Here is a 24,218-nt window from a genome sequence, read left to right as displayed (position 1 = left end):
ACAAAGGATAATCAAAGAAAAACTAAGACTTTGCTAAAGCACCCTTCAAATAGTCAATTACATTCACCTCTATTGGGTCTTGATTGCGTAATTCTGCCAAGTATACTGAAACCCAATCAGTAAGGTGTATCAAATAAAACACACGCTCCCAATAGCTATTACCTTTAGAATAAACCTCTATTATATTCTTGGTGTATTGTTTTATGATCTTTTTATTTATTTCTATTCTCAATTGCACACGCTCATAATCATTCTCATTTCTTAATATCACAACAACTTTATCATCAGCTTCATCCCTCCATCCTACAAGTTCATTATGATTCATCTCTGGAATAACATGATGCCAGCACAAAACCTTGCTATTTTCGTTGAGCTGTTGGCGGAAACGTACTGCTACTCCTTCAAAATCTGCAGAAGTGTATATTATAGGTAATTTACCATGTAATTTCTTTGCCAATGCACGAGCTTTTGTCTGTATACCCTTTAGGTCCGTTTGCATCATTTTAATGGATGACTTTAACTCTTTTTCAAAGTTTCCTTTTATCATCTTAAAATGACTAAGAATATACAATAACTGTGTCATTGAATACCCTAAACAAGAACGAGGAGGCATACCCGCAGGCAATAGTATACAATCAAGGTCCTTCTTCTTAGCCATTTCAGCTACTTTACCACCCGATGTTACGCAAACAATTGTTGCTTTAGCCTTTATAGCCTGTTTCATTGCAGCAAGGGTTTCTTCTGTATTTCCTGAATAAGAAGAAACTATCACCAATGTTTCACTACCAACAAACGACGGTAATGCATATGCCTTATTAACTACAAATGGTACATTTAGCTTATCAAATACAAAGTTTTGTATTATTGAACCTCCAATACCACTACCTCCCAAGCCTGTTAAAACAACATTCGAGAATGTTTTTTTAGCCGTAAGGAAGCGATAATTTTGGCCAATTGCTATTGCCTCTTGTAGCTGAATCGGGAAGTTTTGCACTAGTTGTTTCATAGAAAAACATTTCAATGACCAAACATAAAGAAACTGGAATAAAAGGTGAACTAATTGCTCAAAACTTTTTACAAAAAAAGGGTTATCAAATACTATATACCAATTGGCGAAACGGGCAAAAAGAAATTGACATAATAACTACGATTAATACGTTACTGGTTTTTGTTGAGGTAAAAACCCGGGCAAATTATAATTATGGTTACCCTGAAGAAGCCGTAACACCTAAAAAGCAAACTTTCTTAAAGGCTGCGGCTGAAGCCTTTTTATTAGAAAACCCAAAATATGAGGAAGTCAGATTCGATATCATAAGCATCTTATTAGAAAAGGATACAGTTAAAGAAATAAAACATATAGAAGATGCTTTCTTCTAGTCAAGAATTGTACCTATCTTTTACAAGAATATTTTTTGAACTGAATAAATGGAGTTACACGCACACGTCATAATTATTATACTTAGTAGTATTGTGATACTTAGCTACTTCTTTACCCTTATAAGTAATAAAACCAATATCCCTTCGGTTCTTTTGCTTATATCAACAGGTATTGGTATTAAGTATCTATCAGCACACTATGGCTACGTAGAAAAGGATGTAGATGTGCTTGTAAAAACACTTGGGGCAATTGGGCTAATAATGATCATACTTGAAGCTGCTTTGGATCTTGATGTTCATAAAAAGAAAATAACACTCGTAAGAAACTCTTTCCTTTCTGCTTTATTTATTTTTCTAGCGTCTGCTCTTGCTATTGCATATTTATTGCAAAGCTGGCTATACGAGCCCTTTATGACAGCTTTCGTTTATGCCATACCAATGAGTATTATCAGTAGTGCAATAGTAATTCCTAGCACAAACAATCTACCCCATGAGAAAAAGGAATTCATCATATATGAATCTTCTTTTTCAGACATTTTAGGCATCATGGTTTTCAATTATTTTTTGATGGACAATGTGCTTAGTTTCAGTTCTAGTTTAGCATTTCTTGGCAGAGTAGGTCTTGCAATAGCTGTATCTATTCTAGCTTCTGTACTTCTTGTTTACCTTTTATCAAAAATGGAACATAGCTTAAAATACTTTTTAGTGTTTGCTATACTTTCCATAGTTTATGCATCGGGCGAACTTATTCATTTACCAGCCCTACTTATAGTACTTGTATTTGGTCTTGTCTTAAACAACAGCCCTAAAATTGTAATAAAGAGATATAGTCACAAGGTTCCCTTGAGAAAACTTATTGGTGTAATAGACTTCATGAAATCTATTACTGCTGAAACATCTTTTTTAATAAGAACCTTTTTCTTCATTTTATTTGGCTACACCATAAACTTAAGAGTGCTTATAGAGCCTGACGTTGTTTTCATAGGCAGTATTATTGTAGCCATATTGTTGTTTATTCGCTTTTTATACCTAAGGTTGATTTTGAAAACTAACCTTTTCCCTGAGATTTTCTTAATGCCGAGAGGTCTTGTTACAATACTATTGTTTTACAGTATCCCAGCATCAAAGAAACTAAGCACTTTCAACGTAGGTATCTTATTCTATGTTGTTGTACTTACGAGTATAATAATGGCAATAGGTCTTATTTTTTATAAAAAAGAAGACAAAGCCCGATACCTCAAAACTACCGAGGAAAATGCTATATAATTAATCGTACACCACCGAGATCCTCTACCCTATGACTGAAGCGATCACTAGGCGAACTGATGAACATAAAGTTGTGCGGGATCTTCCAATCCTCACTCAGTCGATTAATTAACTCAGGCCCAAACTCGCCCTTTATCTGAATGAACTCTATTTTTATTTCAGGATAAGCTCTATCTAATACTTCAAAGTCTTGCAAAAAGCCTTCAGATATTTTCTTCTCTTCATTTACAACTGTTACTATCTTAAGCCTTCTTGTGATCTCATTTTGCTGCACATAAATCATCACCTTATTAAGGATAGAGATATCATCACCTTTAGTAAAGTATACAAACTCCTGACCTGATAATTTCCTTATGGCTCTTTTTAGTCCTACTCTACTCCTATGTGCTAGCTTTTGTAAAGAATCGAAGAAACTATTGGCTAATACCAGCATATATTGCAACAACTCATTACGGCGAAGGAACAAATATATGATCACCATAGCCGGAACAAAATAATTAAGGAAGAATACCAAATACTCTGAGTGCATTGTAATATTACCATATATAGCTATTACCAATGCCAGTACTGCTACTGCAACCATAACGGGATGTGCATATTCAGGACGAGGTAATCTTGCTCTTTTTATCTTTAATAAGAAGTTACCATAACCGAAATACACCATTACCAATAAAAAAGATATTGTGTATACGCCTGCAAGCACGCCTAGGTCACCTCTACTAATAAACAATACAGAAAGGCACAATAGGAAGAAAATAACCAAAATCAACCAAGGGCTACCCTTTTTAGTCTCTTTTAGCAATACCTGTGGCAATACTCTATCCAAAGTCATCCTTTTTATCAAACCACTAACACCCACATAAGAAGTAAGCACAGCACCACTTAATACCAAAACGGCATCAATTGAAATAATTTTCGATAAAATACCACCCATAGCGTCACCACCGGCAACAGTACCTAAGTGAGATAATAATGCTTCTTTATGACCATCTACTTCTCCTATAGGCAATATAGAAATAGCAACCAGAGCCATTAACGGATTAATTACAGATACTGAGATCCACATGTTCCTCAATGTTTTCGGGAATACACCTTTATCTTGCTCCTCAACAAAGTTTGCAGAACTCTCAAATCCAGAAATACCCAACATAGCTGTACTAAAACCAAACACTAAGGCCATAGTGATACTACCTCCTTTTACAGGCAATTTAAAGTTGGCAGCTGCTATATCAAAACCATGTGTGGCTACAAACCAAACTCCGGCAATTATCAATAAAGCCATTGTAGCAAGGTGGGTAATAAATATTATAATAGCGACTATAGAAGATTCTGAAATACCCAATATGGTTAAGAATAAAAAGAGGCCTAACAGAATTATAGTAGCCAAGGTAACATCAATACTATGCACCATACTATGCAGATAATGCATCCCTTCACTCGCTGATATCACAGCTGTTGCCATGTAAGACAGTATCGTCAAACATGCCGCAACAGACGCATTACTTTTACTTGTCGTATTTAGTAATACATTATAAGCACCACCATTCAGCGGCAAGGCTCCTACAACTTCTCCATATATCTTTCTAAACAAGAACAAAACGGCAGCCACCATTAATAGGGATATCCAAGCATACTGACCTGCATACAAAATAGTTAGTGCCGATACATATAAACAAGATGACGTAATATCGTTTCCACAAATCGCAGTTGCTGCCAGCTGCTTTAACTTCTTGGGATGACTCATATTTTCTACAGTTAAACTATTAGCTATTAATCTTATAGGTCAATACTAATTTAGTTTGTAAATGTCTGAATAAATTAGTGGATAATAAAAAGGTTATGTCTAAATATTCTGTGTATTAATCCTTTTTATCTGTTTTTACATTAAAAGGAGGTGGTACATAATCATCAGGAAGGTAATCTGACGGTATGGTTGTTGCATTCCCATCTCTCAATGTTTGATAATGTGGAGACATTATTTCTACTCCAGCTTCATTAAACTTATCTTGAATATTCTGATGTAATGATGAATAAATTACTGCTTGCTTGCCTGGTTGTTTTGTATAGGCATTAATTTGATAACTGACATAGTAATCATCTAAACTTGTTTGCAGTACAAAAGGTTTTGGGTACTGCTGAATCAGTTCTGTATCAGCTGCAGCATTTATTAATAGCTCATGAACTTTACGCCATGGCACATCGTACCCAATTGTAACTGTTGAGTGAACGATCAATCCATACCTTTTAGATGCAGACGTATAGTTGATCGTATGGCTATTCATTACTGTAGAGTTCGGTATTGTAATATCTTCATTTTTTATTGTGCGTACACGTGTTACCAATAGTGTTTTCTCTATGATATCACCCATCACTTCTCCTATCTTAACTCTATCTCCTATTTTAAAAGCTCTCATATAAGTTAACACTAAGCCTGCTACAATATTTGATAGCGAACCTGAAGAGCCGAAAGTAAATAATACACCTAAAAAGACGGAGACTCCCTGAAACGCCGGGGAATCAGAACCTGGCAAATAAGGGAACATCACTATTATCATGAATGCGAAAAGCAATATCCTTATTATTTGATATGTAGGAGTAGCCCAATCAGGATAAAAACCAGGTAGGTTAAGCGCACCTGAACGTACCTCATCTCGTAAAAACTTAACCCCCTTATTTACATATCTAAATACAATCCATATAACTATTACTGTAAACAAATCAGGCAAGTAATTCCAAATGCCTGAAAATATTTTCTTCAGTGGATCTAATACATAACCGAATAGCGTACCAGCAACATTTTTCGTCCACGGAAAAATGGAGAATAGCACTGGTAACATTAAATAAATGAGTATTGCAATAACTAGCCATCTAATAGCATTAATGGCGAATTTCATCGCACCTATTTGGCTTTGCGCGGTAAACAACTCATAATTTCTGATTCTCACACCTTTCACCCATGTATGTCTCCCCTTATAGATCTTGAGTAGTACCCACTTATAAAACTTATTGATATACTTGATCAAGACTACAACAAAGATGACTACCAAAATGGCCAACCCTATTTCCTTTAGTAAGGTTTGTACACTGGTTGCTTTTCTATGTGCCTTAACTGACTTTATAATTGCCTCACGATACTTATTAGCTAAACCTACTGTACTCTCCCCCATCCACAAAGCATCCCTATCAGTTATGCTTAGTACTATCACATCATTATATAATAAGTCTACTGTTTGTTCTGATTCATATACTTTCAAAGAATCAATATTGAACAACACGTCATCTTCAAGCTCTTTAATTCGTTCTTCTACATTATGAGCTCTTGCCTGCGGACTGAACGGCCCCAACTTTGCATATACATAGCATATCGTATCAGTGAATGGGGATATAGGAAAACCCGTAACAAACTGTTTTAATGAGTCTATACGTCTTATCTTTTGAGCTAAGGCATCTTTTTCTGCTTGTTTTATAGCCTCTAGCTCATTTAGCAATTCTTGCTTTTTTAGATTATCCGTTGTTTTCAAAGAGCTCAACTCACTTTCTAAAGCAGCTCTCTTAAGAGAGTCCGCTATTTTAATTGAATCTAACCTTTGTAAATACTTGGTATTAGCAATTAAAGCTTCATTTTTTAATGAATCACTTTCTTTTGCCGTACTATCTTCTTGAGCAAAAACGCCAGACGCGCTATATAATACAGTAATAAATAGCAGTATAAACCTGATCAAAACCTTCATTGTAATACCGTTTAGTTAATTCATCAACTTCTTTGACACCTTGCCTATAGTCAAACCTTGTACTATTATGGAGAAGATAACAACTATATATGTAATTGTTACAAACTCATTCCTATACATTTCACTAGGCAAGGATAATGCCAAAGCCACCGAGATACCTCCTCTTAGTCCTCCCCAGGTCAATATTGCTATGGCATTCTTCTCAAATTTCATTCTCAACTTAAGTAACATTATAGGAAAAGCAACAGAAACCCATCTTGCAAAAAGCACAACAACAATAACAATACCTCCGATCAGTAATATAGTAGCATTAACCTTAATAACTAAAACCTCAAACCCTATAAGCAAGAATAAGATAGTATTTAATATATCGTCAATCAACTCCCAAAACTTACCTAGGTAATCTCTTGTAACGTCAGACATTGCCAAAGCCTTACCCTTATTACCTGTAATAATACCTGCTACTACCATTGCTAAAGGACCAGATACATGTAGCGTATGTGCTAAAGAATAGCCCCCCATCACTATTGCAATTGTAATTAGCACCTCTACCTGATAACTATCTATGGACCGTAGCAACCAAAAACCAACATACCCCAGTAGAAGACCATACAATAATCCTCCTCCTGTCTCTATCAGAAATAATTCTACAATATCACCTGTAGAAACAGCTCCTGCTGAAGGACTGGCAAGTTGGTATATTGCTAAAAAAACAACAACAGCCATGCCGTCATTAAATAAAGACTCTCCCGATATCTTTAACTCCATAGACTTGGCAATACCCGCTTTCTTTAATATACCCAATACTGCTATAGGATCGGTTGGGGATATTAGTGCTCCGAACAACAAGCAGTATAAAAAGTCTATAGGATTATTAAATGCTATAAAAAGATAATAAACTATTGCCCCTATTATAAATGTGGAAATAAGTATACCTATACTAGCCAATATAATGACAGGAGCTAGTTCTTTTTTAAGATCAGCTAAGTTGATATGTATAGCTCCTGCGAACAGCAGAAAACTAAGCATCATATTCATCAATAGCTCATGGAAATCTATAGAATGAATAATGCTGATAAGGTTATTGGATATTGATGGTGTATAATGCCCTATCGTCACTAGCAATACTGAAAACGCTAAGGATAACACCATGATGCCAATGGTAACAGGCAACTTAATGAAACGAAAATTTATATATGCAAAAACTGCAGATATAGAGATTATGATTGTAATGATGGTATAGAACTGCATATAAGCAAAAATACAGCTACCTGTCTATAAGTAGCTGTAGTAAAAGTAATGAATTGATATTTATCTAGGAATATTGTACCTGATACCAACAAACCCTCTAGTACCTTGTAAAGAGGCATAGTTATAAGTAGGGTCAAAAGTGTAGCCATTAGGATTACCCACAGGGTCAGCCACATTTTTATCAAATGGATCAAAAGGTCTTATTATAGGATCCTTAGGAATAAAGTTAAATAGGTTCTTTACCCCACCATAAAATTCGAACCCTTTACGCATCTTTTTTGTCACTTGTATATTAGCTATACAATAAAGGGGCGAGTATTCAGGTCTATAATCATTAGGCAATATTGGCAGTCGCATCGGGCCTGTCCATTTACCTGTAAAGTCTATAACTACCCTTTGTTTAGGTATAGTATAAGTAACTACTAAATTGCCCGACCATTCAGGTGCATACATCTGTCTTGTTTTCACCAAATTCCCCATCCCATCATCTTCCTTTTGGTAAACATTCATATAAGTGACCCCTGCACTCAATTTCAGGGGAATGTTTAAAGTAACATCCGTATTAACCGACACACCTTGAGACACAGCGTGACCTTTAAGATTATCATAAATAATCTTATTAGGATCTGTATCAAAATCACCATTTATCTTATTGGTGAAATAAGAATAGAAACCAGTTACATCAATACCTACAAAAAATGCATCAGCCGGTATCTTGAGTACATAGTTCAAATTACTATTATAAGAACGTTCCGGTCTTAATGCTTCAGCTATTACAACATCCCTAGCGCCAGTTAAGGCAGCATGATCTTCTGTAAATAAATTCACTACCCTATATCCTGTACCAAAACTTGCTCTAAGTACATTATTCTTATTAGGTGTTAATTTATAGGCTAGTCTGGGAGAATGAACACTACCATGGTATTTATCATAGTCGTACCTATATCCTATTAAAACTTTTTGTTTGGTATCAAGCGTCCATTCATCCTGTATATATGCACCGGGCAACGGTGTTACAGCTGGCATATTTTGAGGAGACAAACTATCTGATGTTGCAGTTGCAGGCGTATTATCATCATATACAGTTCTTCTGTACGATGCTCCTAACAACAAATTATGCCTAGTACCTACCTTTTTATCCCAATATACTTGAGCAAAAAACACTTGCTGGTTAGCCATGTATGGTGTAGTTCCATAATAAGAATTTTGATCATGCCAGTTATAAGACAACTGCGTTATCACCTTCTCTTTTATAGGCAACTCATACATGCCTATCACCTCCCAGCGACTGGTATAGATACTTTCTCCATATACACTATCTGTACCTCTAAAACTACGATCCCAATTCATTTGTCCTCCCCATCTATCCTCATAAACATATCTACCTGCGATACTGGCTATACGGTCACTCTTTCTTTCTATATTCACCTTATTAAATACCGATATTCTATTTTGTAGGGTAACATCCGTAAAGCCGTCGCCGTTTTTGTCGTAGGGTGTGCTATAGTTGAAATAGTTTACCCCTAGCATATTTTGCAGCTTTCCCAGTTTGTATTTTGCAGAGATGTCAGCATTATACTCCTCCCATGATGTAGCCATTAAGTCTATACTGAACAATGGTGCTTTGGAAGGCTTTTTAGTAATCACATTAATAACACCTCCCATAGCTTCTGAGCCATAAAGTGATGAAGCCGGGCCTTTTACTACTTCAATTCTATCAACGATACTATTGGGTATACCACTCAAGCCATATACCGTAGATAGTCCACTAACTATTGGCATGCCATCTATCAATATCATCGTATATGGTCCTTCCATACCATTAATATGAATATCTCCTGTATTACAAATATTACAGCTTATCTGAGGTTGTACTCCGTTGATCATCCCAACTGCTTCAAACAAACTTGGTGTAGGGTTTTTTCTAAAATATTTCTGAGTAATGACCTCTACAGGGATAGGGCTATCCATTCTACTCATCTCCTTCATAGTACCTGTGACCACAACTTCATTAAGCGCGCCTGTTTTAGACCGTAGATTAACCGAATAATACTTTCTACCTGTAAGTGTAATAGTATCAGACACGAAGCCCACAGAGCTGACTATTATGCTTCCTTGCTTTTCTTCCTCAGCTATTACTAAGCTAAAGCTGCCATTTTCATCCGTTTGTGTACCTATAGCAGTCCCTTTCAACACAATCGTACTATAAGGCAAAGGCTCTTTATTGTGCTTATTAAGCACAACACCTTTAACCTCTACAGTTTGTGCAGAAAGCGAGATACAGCCAAATGTAAAAATGACCGACCATAAAATTTTACTGAATAGATTTATCTTCCCTACCATTTCAGGGCAAAGATACTTTATTTTTAGACTAATCTAAAAATAATATTCACATACTCTTAAACTGCCATTAAACTACACCCTCTTAAGGCTGTATTATCAAGTCGTCCTAAAACCTCAAAACTGCCATCAGCATATACTTTACCGATATCTTCTGTTTCAATAAAACTGCAGGAATATAGGTTAGCCAGATCAATAATATTTAAAATGCCAACACCATCTGTATGATTAACTAAAGGGTCGTTGATGTCCCTTACTAACACCTTCATTGTTTTAGAAGGCTTGTATATCCCATTTCCTTTTGAGTATGCCTGTGATAATAACTCTGTCATACCATACTCAGAATGTACGGAATCTATTCCCCAGCTTGTGGTAAGCTGCTGGTGCACTTCTTCTCTCGTCAGCTCTTTCCCCCTTCCCTTCATGCCTCCCGTTTCTATAACAATTACATTATCCATATGGAATGGATATGTTGTAGCAAAATCAAGTAAAGCGAAGGTGACACCAAAAAGGATAACCTTCTTTCGTTCTTTAGCCAGCTGTTGCAAAATAGAAGCTAGCTTTTCATATTCGTTCAGATAAAACCCACCCTCTTCTTGATTACTACTTTGCATTAACATATTGACCATGTATACCAATGACGAATTCCCTCGTTCTAAATACGATGGCAGCAATGCTAGAAAAACGTATTCTTTAGGGTCTCCAAAGAAGTAGGTAAAGCCTTTTAAAGAAGACGCATTATAAATATCAGTATTTGATATAAAATGTTTGCTTTTCAAGGCTTGATTAGTAGTGCCGCTACTTTCAAAAACTCGTACAAAATTATTATACCCTTCTAAACAAACATGATGTGTTTTGAAAAACGAAATAGGCAAAAACGGTACATCCTCGATCTTAGACACTTTAGCATTTACTAGATCTGTATAGTCTCCGTAAAGCTTATTCTTACTAATTTGAAGATTATACACTTGCAAGGCAATTTCATCGAAGTTATCCTCGTTTATACTATTGATATAGTCATAGACAGATATGTCATTTATATTTAGCACATTCGTTAACTTTGGTAAATATGAGAACAAAACTATTTCTACTTGCAATATTAACAATTGGTGTTGTAGCATGTAAGAAAACACCAAAATATTCTAGCGTTCCAAGAATAAACTACAGAGGAATTACAACTAATACAGTAACCTCCGGTAGTAGTGCTGATTTTGTTCAAATATCATTTAACTATACTGACGGAGAAGGCGACTTTGGTTATGACCAGCAAGGCAGTAACTACGATATCTACTTTTTAGACCGTAGATTTAAGGATACTGCTGATTTTAGTGGTTTATATTTACCCAATAATTTCAGAAAGGAAATACAATCCCGAGACCTAGAAAACGGCATATCAGGAATCATTACATTCCAGTTAGACGCAAACCGCTTTTTAGTCAAAAGACCTAATCGCCCCAACGGAGACACAACCAGTTTTGAAGTATATATAAAAGATCTGGCAGGTAATGAGAGCAATAGAATTACCACAGATGAAGTTTATATTTTGCCTTAATTAGTAAATTGCCGTTTTACTATGTCTTACTTTTATGTATCCATTTTTCTTAAAATTTGAATACATGAAACTTAAATTTGTTACTACTCTCTTCTTAGCAAGCTTTATTACGTTACAAGCTAATGCTCAAGGATGTTCCGATGCAGGCTTTTGTACAGCAGGAGCGTTAAAAGGTACTAACTCCAACAACCAAAGCAGTATCGCTTTGTCTACAGCTATTAGTAGTGGGGAAAATGGCACTAACATCATAACACCTCAACTAGAGCTAAAAGCTCCTATGGGCACAAAAGGATATATAGAAGGTAAGCTACCCATAAACATAGCTTCAGGAGAAGCTGGCAGCCATACAGGAATAGGAGACTTGATAGTTACCTACACCAGACCTCTTGCTAAAAAATTTGCGTTAAATGGAACTGTAGGTACTAGAGTAAGTTTTGGGGATGCAACTGCAACTGACAATAATCAACCTCTGCCGATGCCCTATCAAAGCAATTTGGGGACTACAGACTTAATTGTAGGAGTAAGTGCAAAATGGGGAAAATATATCTCGACTGCTATAGGGTATCAGCAACCGCTTATACAATACAACAATAATCAATACAGCCTTAGCTCATCTACCTATAATACCTATTTCGAATCTGCCAACTTAGAAAGAAGTGGAGATATATTATTTAGAGTACAAGGACATTACGACTGGGAAAAGCTTGGTATCTCAGCAGGACCATTATTTATATATCACCTTGCTAACGACAAGATCACTTATGCAAGCGGAGTTAATTCTTCTGTTGCAGGCAGTCAAGGCTTAACCATAAATATTACAGGTAATATCTATTATAAAATTAGAAACTGGCAGGTGGATATATCCGCAGGGTCTCCCGTACAAGTAAGAACAGCTAGACCAGACGGTTTAACAAAATCTTGGACCGTCATACCAAGATTAACTTATAATTTTCACAAGGAAATTAAAAAACAATAAATATATGCAGATTGCCACATAGCATTTGTTTAATCGTCTACTTGTGTCTATTTTGTATGTATTGAAGGAGGAATAAAGACTTGAAGAATACTTTATGTGTACCGTAACATATCTACCGTATAAAGATAAGATCTACATTACTGCAAACCGTGATGAGGAGATAACTAGACCTAGGGCACTCAACCCTATTGTAGCTGAACTGGCGTCTGGTAAAATACTATATCCTAAAGACGTTAAAAAAGGAGGCACTTGGATAAGCATACACGATAATGGGAATGCAATGGTATTGATGAATGGCGCTTTTATACCACACATTTCAAAACCCAACTATCGCAAAAGTAGAGGCTTGATTTTTTTAGAAATATTTGATTCTGAAAACCCTGTAAACAAATTTAATGAGGTAGATCTTGACGATATTGAACCATTCACCTTAATTGTATGGTTGAACCACAACAACACTTTATGGCGATTGACATGGGATGAGTATGAAAAATCAATCGAATCCTTAAAGGCTGATGTACCTCATATCTGGTCTTCTGTCACTCTCTATGATGACGAAATGATAGCTCAAAGACAGAAATGGTTTGATGACTTCAGGAAGGCTAATAAAAACAAAATTACAGGAGAGAAGATAAGGGACTTTCATGAACATGGAGGGGAAGGTGATGATAGAATAAACCTAAACCTTAAACGAGGCGGAAGGCGTAGAACATTAAGCATAACCAGTATCGAGATATCAGAAGAACGATCTGTGATGTATCACCACGACTTAATAAGTGGAGAACAAACAATAAACGGTTGGTTATTTGCTGATAATGAAAACCACTAATTATTAATCTTGTAAACAAAAAGGGGTAAGCATTCTGTTTACCCTTTTTTATTGTGCAAATGTGAAAACTCATTAACAAGACTTTCGCATAAGCTTAACTCATATCACTAAAACTTTGCAATTATAAAAAGTACTTTAGTTTAGAATTTCTTCCCATACAGTATATATACCTATTATGAAAAGCTACACTACTCTCTTCCACAAACTAATTATTGTTGCTACTCTATTACTAGCTAGTTGTGCGTCCAATGAGTCTCTAAAATTTGACGAAAAACAGTTTAAAGAAGACATTGGCAATCAAGAAAATCTATATTTCTCTTTCAATAAGGATATATATCCTGATAGCTTGGTAGGGCGATGGGATACAACAGCATATATCAGCTTTTCACCCAACATACCAGGGTCATTCAAATGGAATAGCTCAAGTGAGCTGGTATTCTCCCCTTCATCAAACCTTCTTCCCGAAACAAAATATGAAGCTACACTCAATTCAAACATTACAAGACTAAGTAAAAACAAGTATAAACTAGAAAAGAAGAAGATACAATTTAGCTCTACTCCTTTAAAGGTGACAGAAACAAAAGTATCGTGGACACGTGGGCAAAACAGGTCAAATATAATGATACAATTAGACCTTGACTTCAATTACAATTTATCTACAAAAGAGGCTTTAAAAAACATATCCTTAATACATGATGGGCAACCTATTACTACTACAAATATCAGTAAAGACAACTCAAAGAAAATATCATTACAGTTCACGCCCCTTAACGAACTAGACGATGTAACACCTTTTGAGATAGAAATAAATAAAGGAATAACTATTGCGGATGGCAACATTACATCTTCGTTAGATACGTCAATAAAGACTATCATCCCTAGCCGGTTTACACTCGCCATTACAAACATTAATAGTGAACATACAGGAGAACAGGGCATTATCACTATAAACACTACACAACCTGTAATTGACGAAAACTTGAAAAAACATATTGTATTAGAACCTGCTATACCTTTTGAAGTTGAGACAAGTGAAACAGGAATACATCTAACTAGCGACAAATTCTCTGTTACATCAAATTATGATATAACTATATCTAAAGATATTGAAGGTCGTTTTGGAGGGGTTATGAAAACCGATTTTGACGGGCAGATAACATTTAAAAAACTTTCCCCTTCAATTCAATTCACAAGCAGCAAGGGCATGTATCTGTCAACAAAAGGGAATAGAAATATAGGGCTAAGTATCATCAACACTAATAAAGTAAAGTTAAGGATCACTAAAATATATGAGAACAATATCAGTCAGTTTATACGAAGAGGGCAAAGCTATCGCTACGATTATGACGATGACGACTACCATAGTTACTATGTCTATAATACCCGTAATATAGGTGATGAGGTTTTCGCAAAGGAATACAACACGCAAGACCTACCACGAAAAAATGGTGCTCGTATACTCAACCTAGACTTTAAAGACAAGATCAAAAGCTTTAAAGGCACTTATTTGGTAGAAGTACAATCACAAGAACACACTTGGGTACAAGACTCAAAAATCCTAAACTATTCTGATGTAGGCTTAATTGTGAAAGAGGACAAAGACAATATATATGTCTTTGCCAACTCTATACGAAATGCAACACCCTTACAAGGCGTGAGAATATCCTTCATAAGCACCACCAACCAATTACTGGAAGAGATAACAACAAACAGCGAAGGAACCGCAATACTGTCTGATATCAAAAATAGATTTTCTGGTTTTAACATAGGTTTAGTAACAGCAAAAATGGAAGAGGAATTTAGTTTTATCTCATTAGAAAATGGAGGTGTCGAAACCTCTCGCTTTAATGTTGGCGGCTATTATCAAAACAGCACAGGACTAAATGCAATGATATATGCAGAAAGAAACCTATACAGACCCGGAGAGCAAATAAATGTTAGCACTATTATTAGAAATGACCATTGGGCATCACCTGGGGAAATACCTGTAAAAATGCAGCTTACTATGCCAAACGGTAAAGAGTTTGCTACCAACAAAAAGATATTAGATAAAGAAGGTTCTTGTGAGACTCATTTCAATATACCACCTAGCGCTATTACAGGCACGTACACCCTACATCTCCTTACAGGCAATAATATCAACCTTGCAACGTACGACATTAGTATAGAAGACTTTGTACCAGACAGGATCAAAACATCCTTAACACTTGACAAAGAAGAATATCAACCACTAGATAGCATCAAAGCAACCCTACAAGTAGACAATTTATTTGGAACACCTGCTGTAGGACGCAATTATGAAGCACAACTAAATATTTCAAAAAAAGTATTCAAGATTAAGAGTTTGTCTGATTATGATTTCAATATCAAGAACGATATCAAATACGAATATTTATCTCGTGAAGGCAAAACTGATAAGAATGGTACTGCCACTTTCAAATTCCCTCTAAAAAAGGAGTTTTCAGGAACGGGTATACTTCAAGGCAATATCATGGCAACGGCTTTTGACGAAACAGGAAGACCTGTCCATCGTTACTCCAACTTTACTGTATATACTCAACCTATTTTCATTGGTATAAAACATGGAGATGATTACGTCAACACTAAAAAGCCTCATAAGCTTCAACTTGTTGCTGTTGACCAAAAGGGTGGTATTAAAACAGGAGTAAAAGCAAAAGTGTCATTAATAAAAATAGAATGGCATAGTGTTATAGAGCGCGATGGTAATGGATATCGTTATAAGTCTAAAAAGCAGGAAAGGGTGCTGAAAGAGAAACTCATAACTATAAATGGACAGAATACTAACTACATATTTACTCCTGAGCTGAGCGGGCAATATGAGGTTCGCATCTCTCCAGAAGGCTCTGACAGTTATGTATCTAGATACATTTATGCCTGGGGCTACTACGATACAGAATACACTTCTTTTGAAGTGAATACAGAAGGCAATGTCACCATAAAAACAGATAAAGAGAAATACAATATTGGAGATAATATTGACATATTATTCACGACGCCTTTTGAAGGGCGCATGTTAGTGACACTTGAAAGGGATAATGTGATAGAACATAAATTTTTGACTACTAAAGACAGGTCAGCATCCTTCTCAATTAAAGCTGGAGAAAAACACATTCCGAACATCTATGTTTCTGCTACACTATTCCGCCCTATGGATGATGCAGCATTACCTTTAACTGTAGCTCATGGCTATAAGTCTATTAGCGTTGAAAACAAGTCATTACACATACCTGTTGCCATAACAGTACCTGAAAAATCAAGATCTAAGACCAAACAAACGATAAAAGTAAAAACAACTCCAAATGCATTTGTAACCATTGCTGCAGTTGATGAGGGTATACTTCAAGTAAAGAATTATAAAAGCCCAGACCCCTACACTCATTTCTATCAAAAGCATGCTCTTGGGGTAAAAGCTTTTGATGTTTACCCTTACTTAATGCCTGAGATCAACACAACACTTTCAAGCACTGGTGGTGATGGTGCTGACGAAAGTGCCATGCGGGCTAATCCGCTCTTTGTTAACCGAATAAAAAACGTGTCTTATTGGAGCGGCATAAAACAGGCTGACGCAAATGGAAATATTAGTTATGATATTGATATACCACAGTTCTCCGGCGATTTACGAGTTATGGCCTTAGCGTATAAAGGCAGCAGTTTTGGAAACGCTGAAAGCCATGTAAAAATTGCAGACCCTATTGTAATTAGCACAGCCTTACCTCGATTCTTAAGTCCTAAAGATGAAGTTTTAGTAGCCGTAACTGTAAGCAATACTACGAACAAAAGTACTAAAGCTACCATAGCGCTAAATACAAATGGACCACTAGGAGTTAATGGAGACAAGACCAAAACAGTTACCATTGGAGCTAATAATGAAGAAAGAGTAGTATTTAATATTAGTGCTGAAAACTCCATAGGAAAAGGCAAAGTAGATGTTACCGTAAAAGCACTAAATGAAGCTTTTGAGAACGAAACAGAAATTGCAGTAAGACCTCCTGCAGGATTACAAAAGAAATATATTGCAGGTTCAGTTAAAGCTGGCAGCAGCCAACCCATTAATATTGATAATAACTTTATGCCTCAAAGCATTAGGGGACAATTAATAGTTAGCAAGTCTCCACTTATCGAATTCACAAAAGACATCAATGACCTTATACGCTACCCTTACGGATGCATAGAACAAACTACATCTACAGCTTTTCCACAGCTTTACTACTACGATTTAGTAAAAAGCATTACCTCTATTGAGGACAAGGATATGAACCCCGGTTATAATGTTCGGGAAGCTATACAGAAGATACAATCAATGCAACAATACAATGGCGGCATGTCTTACTGGCAAGGTGGCGGGTACGAAAGTTGGTGGGGTACTATATATGCTACACATTTTTTAATTGAAGCACAAAAAGCAGGCTTTAAAGTAAGTAGCAATACGATAAAGAGATCAGTAGGTTACATGGAGCAGATGCTCAAATCGAGAAAAACAACTCGAATGTATTATAACAACAACCAATACAGAGAAATAGCTTCGAAAGAGATTCCATACTCACTATTTGTTTTGGCATTGGCAGGTAGTCCACAATATGCACACATGAACTACTACAAGGCACATCAAGATATGCTCAGCCTTGATGGTAGATATATGCTTGCTGCGGCATATGCTTTATCAGGACAAAAAGACAAAGCACAAAAAGTCTTACCAAAAGAATTTGCAGGAGAAGAATCCAAACCCACTTTTGGAGGAAGTTTTTACTCTTACATACGAGATTTAGCTATCTCTTTATACGTTATTCAAGAGATAAATCCGGATGATCTACAAATAAGCACGATGTCTCGCATCTTGTCAGAAAAAATGCGCCGATCATACTATTTAAACACACAAGAAAAATCTTTTGGCATACTAGCATTAGGAAAAATTGCACAGAGAGCAAACAAAACTCAAGCAACTGCTAATATTATGTATAACAGCAAAAGTATAGCTACTACAAATGGTAAAGATCAATCAATAGACCTTAGATCCCGAATGGATAAACCCCTACAACTAAAAGTGGAAGGGAAAGGCCAGTATTACTATTTTGCAGAGGCATCTGGTATTACTAAAGATGGTAGTTATGCTGAAGAAGATAAATATTTAAAAGTACGTCGCTCATTTTACACCAAACAAGGACGCCCAATTACCAATAATACCTTCAAACAAAACGACCTAATAGTTGTGGAAATAACATTGCAAGCGCAATATGATACTGAAATTGAAAATGTTGTTGTCACAGACATTTTACCTGCAGGATTTGAAGTAGAGAACTCAAGATTGTTTGACATGCCTGATATCAAATGGACCAAAGAACCTGACTATCCTCAACATGAAGATTTTAGAGACGACAGGGTTAATCTGTTTACTAGTGCTAGCAAGGAAACTCGGAGGTTTTATTACATGGTTCGTGCGGTAACACCGGGTACATATATAATGGGACCAGTTCAGGCAGACGCTATGTATAACGGTGCATTTCACTCCTACCATGGAGCAGGAACGATCAAGGTGTTAGAATAAGTGATCAATTCAATAAAAAACATAGCTAAAAAAATGGGTACAACTGCAGTAATTACAGCAGTTGTATTCATTTTTATTGATATTATTTTCCCTGTTAAAGGAAATATAGAATATGGTCAACTCGTAAGAGCAAGAGATAGTTCCGTTCTTCATGCATTTCTTACCAGTGACGAACAATGGCGCATAAAAGCCAACCTCAACGAGATTACTCCTGAGTTAAAAAAGGCCATCATTTATAAAGAGGATAAATACTTTTACTACCACCCAGGAGTCAATCTTTTAGCTATTGTAAGAGCTGCCTTCTTTAACGTCACAAAGCAGAAACGTACCTCAGGGGCTTCCACTATTACTATGCAAGTAGCAAGAATGCTGGAACCCAAAGAGCGGACCTACTTCAATAAACTTTGGGAAATAGTTAGAGCATTACAACTAGAGCTACACTATACTAAAGAAGAAATTTTACAGATGTATCTAAACCTTGCACCCTATGGCTCTAATATACAAGGAGTAAAGGCTGCTGCAATTCTTTATTTTGACAAATTGCCTAGTAACCTTTCCCTTGCCGAAATAACAACATTGAGCATAATTCCTAACAGACCCAACTCTTTATTAATTGGTAAACATAACAGCAGAATTGTAAAAGAGCGCAACAAATGGTTATTGAAGTTTAAAGAAGATAATCTATTTCCTAAAGATGCAATAGAAGATGCTGTAAGTGAACCATTAATAGCAAGTCGACTAAGTGCACCTAAAAAAGCGCCACAGCTAGCACTTAGGATGGCATATGACAACCCTCACTTTACAGAAATATTTACGACCATTGACCCTAGAAAACAGAAAGAATCTGAAGCGATAGTTAATGGATACATGAGCAGTTTAAAGCTAAAAAACATTCACAACTGTGCTGTGATCGTAATTAATAATTACACTCATGAAGTAGAGGCCTACATAGGTTCTCCTGACTTCTTTGATAATATGCATAATGGTCAAGTGGATGGGGTTTCTTCTGCCAGGTCACCGGGAAGTACTTTAAAGCCCTTTTTATACGCATTAGGGATAGATAAAGGGTACATTACTCCGAAGACTATTATTGCTGACGTTCCTATAAATATAGACGGTTACATGCCAGAGAATTACGACCTCGAATTCCACGGTAATATTACTGTAGAAGATGCGCTCAAAAAATCTCTAAATATACCTGCGGTAAAACTGCTAAACAGCATAGGGGCTGAACCTTTTATTAATATACTATCTATCGGAGGTATATCATCAATTGAGGATAATAGGAAACAGCTTGGGCTATCTCTTATACTTGGCGGGTGTATTGTTAGATTAGATGAACTATCGGCACTATATAGCAGCTTTGCTAACAATGGACTATATCATCCACTTGTGTGGCAGACGAATGTCATACAAGATTCTAATCTTAAAGCAGTAAGAATAGTATCTAAAAACGCTGCTTATATGACAACTAACATCATAACAGACGTGTATAGACCAGACCTCCCTAACCTATTTGACAACGCCAAAAGCTTACCAAAAATAGCGTGGAAAACAGGAACCTCGTATGGAAGGAAAGACGCTTGGAGTATTGGTTACAATCAGAACTATACTATTGGTGTGTGGGTAGGTAATTTTAATGGTGTGGGAGTTGCCGAGTTGAATGGTGCGGGTATTGCCACTCCTCTTCTTTTCAAACTGTTTAATACCATTGACAAACATGCAAGTAAAGACTGGCTCGTACAACCTGACAATATCAACTTTAGATATGTATGTAAAGAAACAGGCTTGATACCCAACGATTATTGTACCGAAACTACTACAGATTACTTTATACCATCAATTTCCAATAACAATATTTGCGATCACCTTAAAAAAGTATGGTTATCCGCAAATGAAGATATTAGCTATTGTCCTAATTGTATGCCGCAAAGTGGTTATATTATTAAAGAATATCCAAACATAAGCCCTGATCTTATAGCGCACTATAAAAGCAAACACATACCCATATCTACTCCTCCACCTCACAACCCATTATGCACGAGAGTGTTTGAAGGTTCTGCTCCTTATATCACCTCTTTAACCAACAAGGCCACATATATCATCACCGACAAAGGCAAACAACAACTTCAATTAAAATGCACAGCCTCTGGCGATGTAAAAGATATTTATTGGTACATCAATGATAAGTTTTATGCTAGTACTACTGTAGACAATCCGATATTGTTCTACCCTGAGGATAGAAACATAAAAATCTCTTGCGTTGATGACAAAGGGCGCAGTACTGACATTAGAATAAATATAGATTTTCTATAACAGGAGGATATAAAAAGATAAAACCTGCTAAATAGCAGGTTTTATCTTTTTAGTGGTGACCGCGTCAGGATTCAAACCTGAAACCTTCTGATCCGTAGTCAGATGCTCTATTCAGTTGAGCTACGCAGCCATACCCTTTAAATTGGGATTGCAAAGATAGCACCTCTATGTGATTTTGCAAAGCTTGTTTCCAAAATCTTTAAAATAATCTTTAAAAAGGGCTATTTTGCCTCCATGAATATTGAGCTCTGGTCGATAGGAAAGGCTAATGACAGTCATATAAATGAGGGTGTAAATATATACCTACAAAAACTAAAACAGTACTGCCCTACAGAATTAGTAATCATCCCCCCTTCTAAAAAAGCAGCTAAAGCGGATGCTTATCAAACAAAACTTTTGGAGGAAGAACTTATACTGAAGCGTTTACAACCTCATCACTATCTTATTTTACTGGATGAAAGGGGTAAACTTTATAATTCTATAGAGTGGTCCACTCAATTCCAACAACTGATGAATATGGGCACTAAAACAGTCGTAATACTTATTGGTGGGGCTTTTGGAGTGTCTGACAATATAAAAGAACAAGCAAAACAGACATGGTCTCTTTCCAAACTTGTTTTTCCGCACCAGCTGGTACGGCTTATGCTTGCTGAGCAAGTATATAGAGCTTTCAGTATATTGCACAACAGCCCTTACCATCATATCTAAAGCATACAACTAACAGACTATCAAATGAGTATCAATATTATTATCATACTAATAACTGTAGGCATATCTATAAGTGCTTTCAACAACATAGGGCTATTCAATAAACTTATATTATGGCCTAATAGAATGGATACACCAAGAGAATATTATAGGCTTTTATCAAGTGGATTCATTCATGCAGATTATATGCACCTAGCTTTTAACATGTTTACGCTTTTCTTTTTTGGAGATGCGATAGAATCCATTTTTCGTTTTCATGGACTAGCTACATTTATGTTCCCAATATTATACCTAACTGGTATTATTGCTGCGGCATTACCATCCTTTGTAAAGCATAGAGCCAACTACGGATATAGAGCATTAGGAGCATCGGGAGGCGTCTCTGCTATATTATTCTCATTTGTATACTTCGCTCCTTGGGAAAAGATATATCTATTTGGTGTAATAGGCATACCTAGTATACTAGCAGCTGTGGCTTACCTTATATATTCAGCCTATATGTCTAAAAAAGGCATGGATAATGTAGGACACGATGCCCATTTCTATGGTGCTATTTATGGTTTTTTATTTACGCTTCTTTTTGAGCCTTCTCACGGAAAGGTATTCATAGAGCAAATTATGAATCCGTATTTCTAGTAGCCTTATATAGTATTCGTAGCACCTTTTCTGTAGTTTTTTTCAATTTGAATCGTTCATCTAAACGCATGCCTGCCACCCAAACTATCTTCTTATCATTTTCAATTACCCAAATTTGCTCTTTTTGATGAACTGACAACTTGTTGTCTATAAAAAAATCACTTAGTTTTTTCTTCTTCATCTTCATGCCAAACGGGTAGAAATAATCCCCCTTTTTCCATCTTCTTACTTTAAGAGAGCCTTCAATAGCACTAATGTCTACCAACGCAACAGATAGGTCATTAGGGATTACCTGAGGCTTTTCCATTTCAGAAAAGCTAAAAACACCATTAGCAATTACAACGTTTTGACTATAGTCTTGAACAAGGAATAAGTCAGATGAATCAGGAGAAAGACTTGTTATTATTAAATGCTCTCTATCTTTTAAAACCCTGTGCGTTTGGGACAGAACATAACTCCCACTGTCACTATCCATAAGGCTAATGAGCTGTGCTATTTGTGTATGCTGAAAACCAAACTCTTTAAACAGTTCATAACAAATAGTATTTAAAGGCTTTCTTAAACGCAGCTTTCGTATTGAGATATAAACATCGTTTCCTCTTCTATCAATCAGCTTTTTGAGTTCACTCTCAATAGCTTTATAATATATCTGTTCAGCTTCTGAAAACCGCTCAACATTACGATTGAGGGTTGTAACTAACTGTGGAAATAGTTTTTCAATTTCAGGTATTACGTTATGCCTTACTGCATTTCGTAAATACTTATCTGATGCATTAGAGGCATCATCCCTGTACTCAATATTATGTTCTCTTATATAACCTTTTACTTCTTCTTTCGTAGCAAACAATAATGGTCTGATAATGCGACCATTAATTTTAGGGATAGCATGCAAGCCCAAAATGCCTGTACCTTTAAAAAGATTCATTAGAAGCGTTTCTGCATTGTCATTTGCATGATGAGCAGTAGCTATAGCCACGTAGCCATTATCACTCCTTACCTTTTCCAACCATTCATATCTTAATATTCTAGCTGTTTCCTGTATCCCTTTTTTGAGCTCATCAGCTTTTCCCTGCGTATCAAACCTTGTGACAAAGAATGGTACATTATACCTATTAGCTTCTTGCTCCACCAGCTTTTCATCAGCATCTGCATCGGCCCCACGCAACTGAAAATTACAATGCGCTATGGCAAAAGGAATCTTAGCTGTATGAAACAAATGACACATAACCATAGAGTCTGAGCCACCACTCACAGCTAGCAAAACAGGAGTTTTTGCTGCAAAATCCTGATTCCAACTGTTTGAAAAAGCTGTCTGTAAACTCATTTTAGAAAGTCAATTCTTCGTATGCACTACGCAATTCGCTAAAAGAGTGTGTATCACCTTGTTCTTTAGCAACCACCATACCCTGTTCATATACCTTTATGGCTTCATCTTCATCCCCCATTCTTTCAAGAAGCTTTGCTAAATGATAGTAGGTTGCTACATAATTTGCATCATAAGCCCTATTCTTCTCAAACTGCCCTCTTGCCTCCTCATCTTTGCCTATTTTAATATATTCCAAAGCCAATGCATGATTTAGAAAACAATCATTAGGAGACTGTTCAAGATATGATTGCAGCTTTTTTATTCTTTCATCCATTTCTAAAAAATAATAGCAAAGGTACGAATGACC

Annotated in this window: 17 protein-coding genes and 1 tRNA gene; 9 read left to right on the top strand and 9 right to left on the bottom strand. The window is 36.2% G+C overall.

Features of this window, described 5'->3' with window-relative positions:
• Nucleotides 1-22: 22 nt before the first annotated feature.
• A complete protein-coding gene (locus R2800_02995; protein MEZ5015991.1) occupies nucleotides 23-1,006 on the bottom strand; it encodes a bifunctional phosphoglucose/phosphomannose isomerase in 984 nt (327 codons plus the stop codon).
• Nucleotides 1,007-1,020: 14 nt separating this feature from the next.
• Here R2800_02995 and R2800_02990 point away from each other — a divergent pair, with 14 nt between their 5' ends.
• A complete protein-coding gene (locus R2800_02990) occupies nucleotides 1,021-1,377 on the top strand; it encodes a YraN family protein (GenBank protein MEZ5015990.1) in 357 nt (118 codons plus the stop codon).
• Nucleotides 1,378-1,425: 48 nt separating this feature from the next.
• Complete coding sequence (locus R2800_02985) at nucleotides 1,426-2,643, top strand: cation:proton antiporter (GenBank protein ID MEZ5015989.1); 1,218 nt, start codon at nucleotides 1,426-1,428, stop codon at nucleotides 2,641-2,643.
• Here the strand turns inward: R2800_02985 and R2800_02980 are convergent.
• The 5 genes from R2800_02980 to R2800_02960 form a co-directional block, all read right to left on the bottom strand.
• The gene (locus tag R2800_02980) at nucleotides 2,636-4,387 is read right to left on the bottom strand and encodes an APC family permease (GenBank protein MEZ5015988.1); all 1,752 of its coding nucleotides are present in this window, start codon (nucleotides 4,385-4,387) and stop codon (nucleotides 2,636-2,638) included. The genes R2800_02985 and R2800_02980 overlap by 8 nt on opposite strands.
• 115 nt (nucleotides 4,388-4,502) lie before the next feature.
• Nucleotides 4,503-6,374, bottom strand: a complete 1,872-nt coding sequence (locus R2800_02975) for a mechanosensitive ion channel family protein (GenBank protein ID MEZ5015987.1) — start codon at nucleotides 6,372-6,374, stop codon at nucleotides 4,503-4,505.
• A 15-nt stretch (nucleotides 6,375-6,389) separates the two neighbouring features.
• Complete coding sequence (locus tag R2800_02970) at nucleotides 6,390-7,625, bottom strand: sodium:proton antiporter (protein MEZ5015986.1); 1,236 nt, start codon at nucleotides 7,623-7,625, stop codon at nucleotides 6,390-6,392.
• A gap of 60 nt (nucleotides 7,626-7,685) precedes the next feature.
• Complete coding sequence (locus R2800_02965; GenBank protein MEZ5015985.1) at nucleotides 7,686-9,968, bottom strand: TonB-dependent receptor; 2,283 nt, start codon at nucleotides 9,966-9,968, stop codon at nucleotides 7,686-7,688.
• Nucleotides 9,969-10,024: 56 nt separating this feature from the next.
• Entirely contained in the window at nucleotides 10,025-11,014 is a 990-nt protein-coding gene (locus R2800_02960) for an acyl transferase (protein ID MEZ5015984.1), read from the bottom strand.
• A 20-nt stretch (nucleotides 11,015-11,034) separates the two neighbouring features.
• Between R2800_02960 and R2800_02955 the strand changes: the two genes are divergently transcribed.
• From R2800_02955 to pbpC, 5 genes are all read left to right on the top strand, one after another.
• A complete protein-coding gene (locus R2800_02955) occupies nucleotides 11,035-11,517 on the top strand; it encodes a hypothetical protein (protein MEZ5015983.1) in 483 nt (160 codons plus the stop codon).
• Between the two features lie 64 nt (nucleotides 11,518-11,581).
• A complete protein-coding gene (locus R2800_02950) occupies nucleotides 11,582-12,493 on the top strand; it encodes a hypothetical protein (GenBank protein MEZ5015982.1) in 912 nt (303 codons plus the stop codon).
• Between the two features lie 94 nt (nucleotides 12,494-12,587).
• Nucleotides 12,588-13,322, top strand: coding sequence for an NRDE family protein (locus R2800_02945; protein MEZ5015981.1), 735 nt, complete (start codon nucleotides 12,588-12,590; stop codon nucleotides 13,320-13,322).
• Between the two features lie 175 nt (nucleotides 13,323-13,497).
• Nucleotides 13,498-18,885: an alpha-2-macroglobulin gene (locus tag R2800_02940; protein ID MEZ5015980.1), complete on the top strand. Its 5,388-nt coding sequence runs from the start codon at nucleotides 13,498-13,500 to the stop codon at nucleotides 18,883-18,885.
• Nucleotides 18,886-18,918: 33 nt separating this feature from the next.
• Nucleotides 18,919-21,201 (top strand): penicillin-binding protein 1C, encoded by a 2,283-nt coding sequence (gene pbpC / locus R2800_02935; GenBank protein ID MEZ5015979.1) that lies wholly within the window; start codon nucleotides 18,919-18,921, stop codon nucleotides 21,199-21,201.
• A gap of 53 nt (nucleotides 21,202-21,254) precedes the next feature.
• Here pbpC and R2800_02930 read toward each other — a convergent pair.
• Nucleotides 21,255-21,331, bottom strand: a tRNA-Arg gene (locus tag R2800_02930).
• A gap of 104 nt (nucleotides 21,332-21,435) precedes the next feature.
• Between R2800_02930 and R2800_02925 the strand changes: the two genes are divergently transcribed.
• Nucleotides 21,436-21,909: a 23S rRNA (pseudouridine(1915)-N(3))-methyltransferase RlmH gene (locus R2800_02925; GenBank protein MEZ5015978.1), complete on the top strand. Its 474-nt coding sequence runs from the start codon at nucleotides 21,436-21,438 to the stop codon at nucleotides 21,907-21,909.
• A 24-nt stretch (nucleotides 21,910-21,933) separates the two neighbouring features.
• The gene (locus tag R2800_02920; GenBank protein ID MEZ5015977.1) at nucleotides 21,934-22,545 is read left to right on the top strand and encodes a rhomboid family intramembrane serine protease; all 612 of its coding nucleotides are present in this window, start codon (nucleotides 21,934-21,936) and stop codon (nucleotides 22,543-22,545) included.
• Here R2800_02920 and tilS read toward each other — a convergent pair.
• Together tilS and R2800_02910 are read right to left on the bottom strand one after the other, a co-directional pair.
• The gene (gene tilS / locus R2800_02915) at nucleotides 22,526-23,869 is read right to left on the bottom strand and encodes a tRNA lysidine(34) synthetase TilS (GenBank protein ID MEZ5015976.1); all 1,344 of its coding nucleotides are present in this window, start codon (nucleotides 23,867-23,869) and stop codon (nucleotides 22,526-22,528) included. The two genes, R2800_02920 and tilS, sit on opposite strands and share 20 nt — an antisense overlap.
• A gap of 1 nt (nucleotide 23,870) precedes the next feature.
• A complete protein-coding gene (locus R2800_02910; GenBank protein ID MEZ5015975.1) occupies nucleotides 23,871-24,185 on the bottom strand; it encodes a hypothetical protein in 315 nt (104 codons plus the stop codon).
• Between the last annotated feature and the right edge of the window lie 33 nt (nucleotides 24,186-24,218).

The sequence above is a fragment of the Flavipsychrobacter sp. genome, from assembly GCA_041392855.1.
Taxonomy (GTDB): Bacteria; Bacteroidota; Bacteroidia; order Chitinophagales; family Chitinophagaceae; genus UBA5543.
The sequence above is the reverse complement of the archived record's forward strand: the minus strand, read 5'-3'. Positions and strand labels throughout refer to the sequence as shown.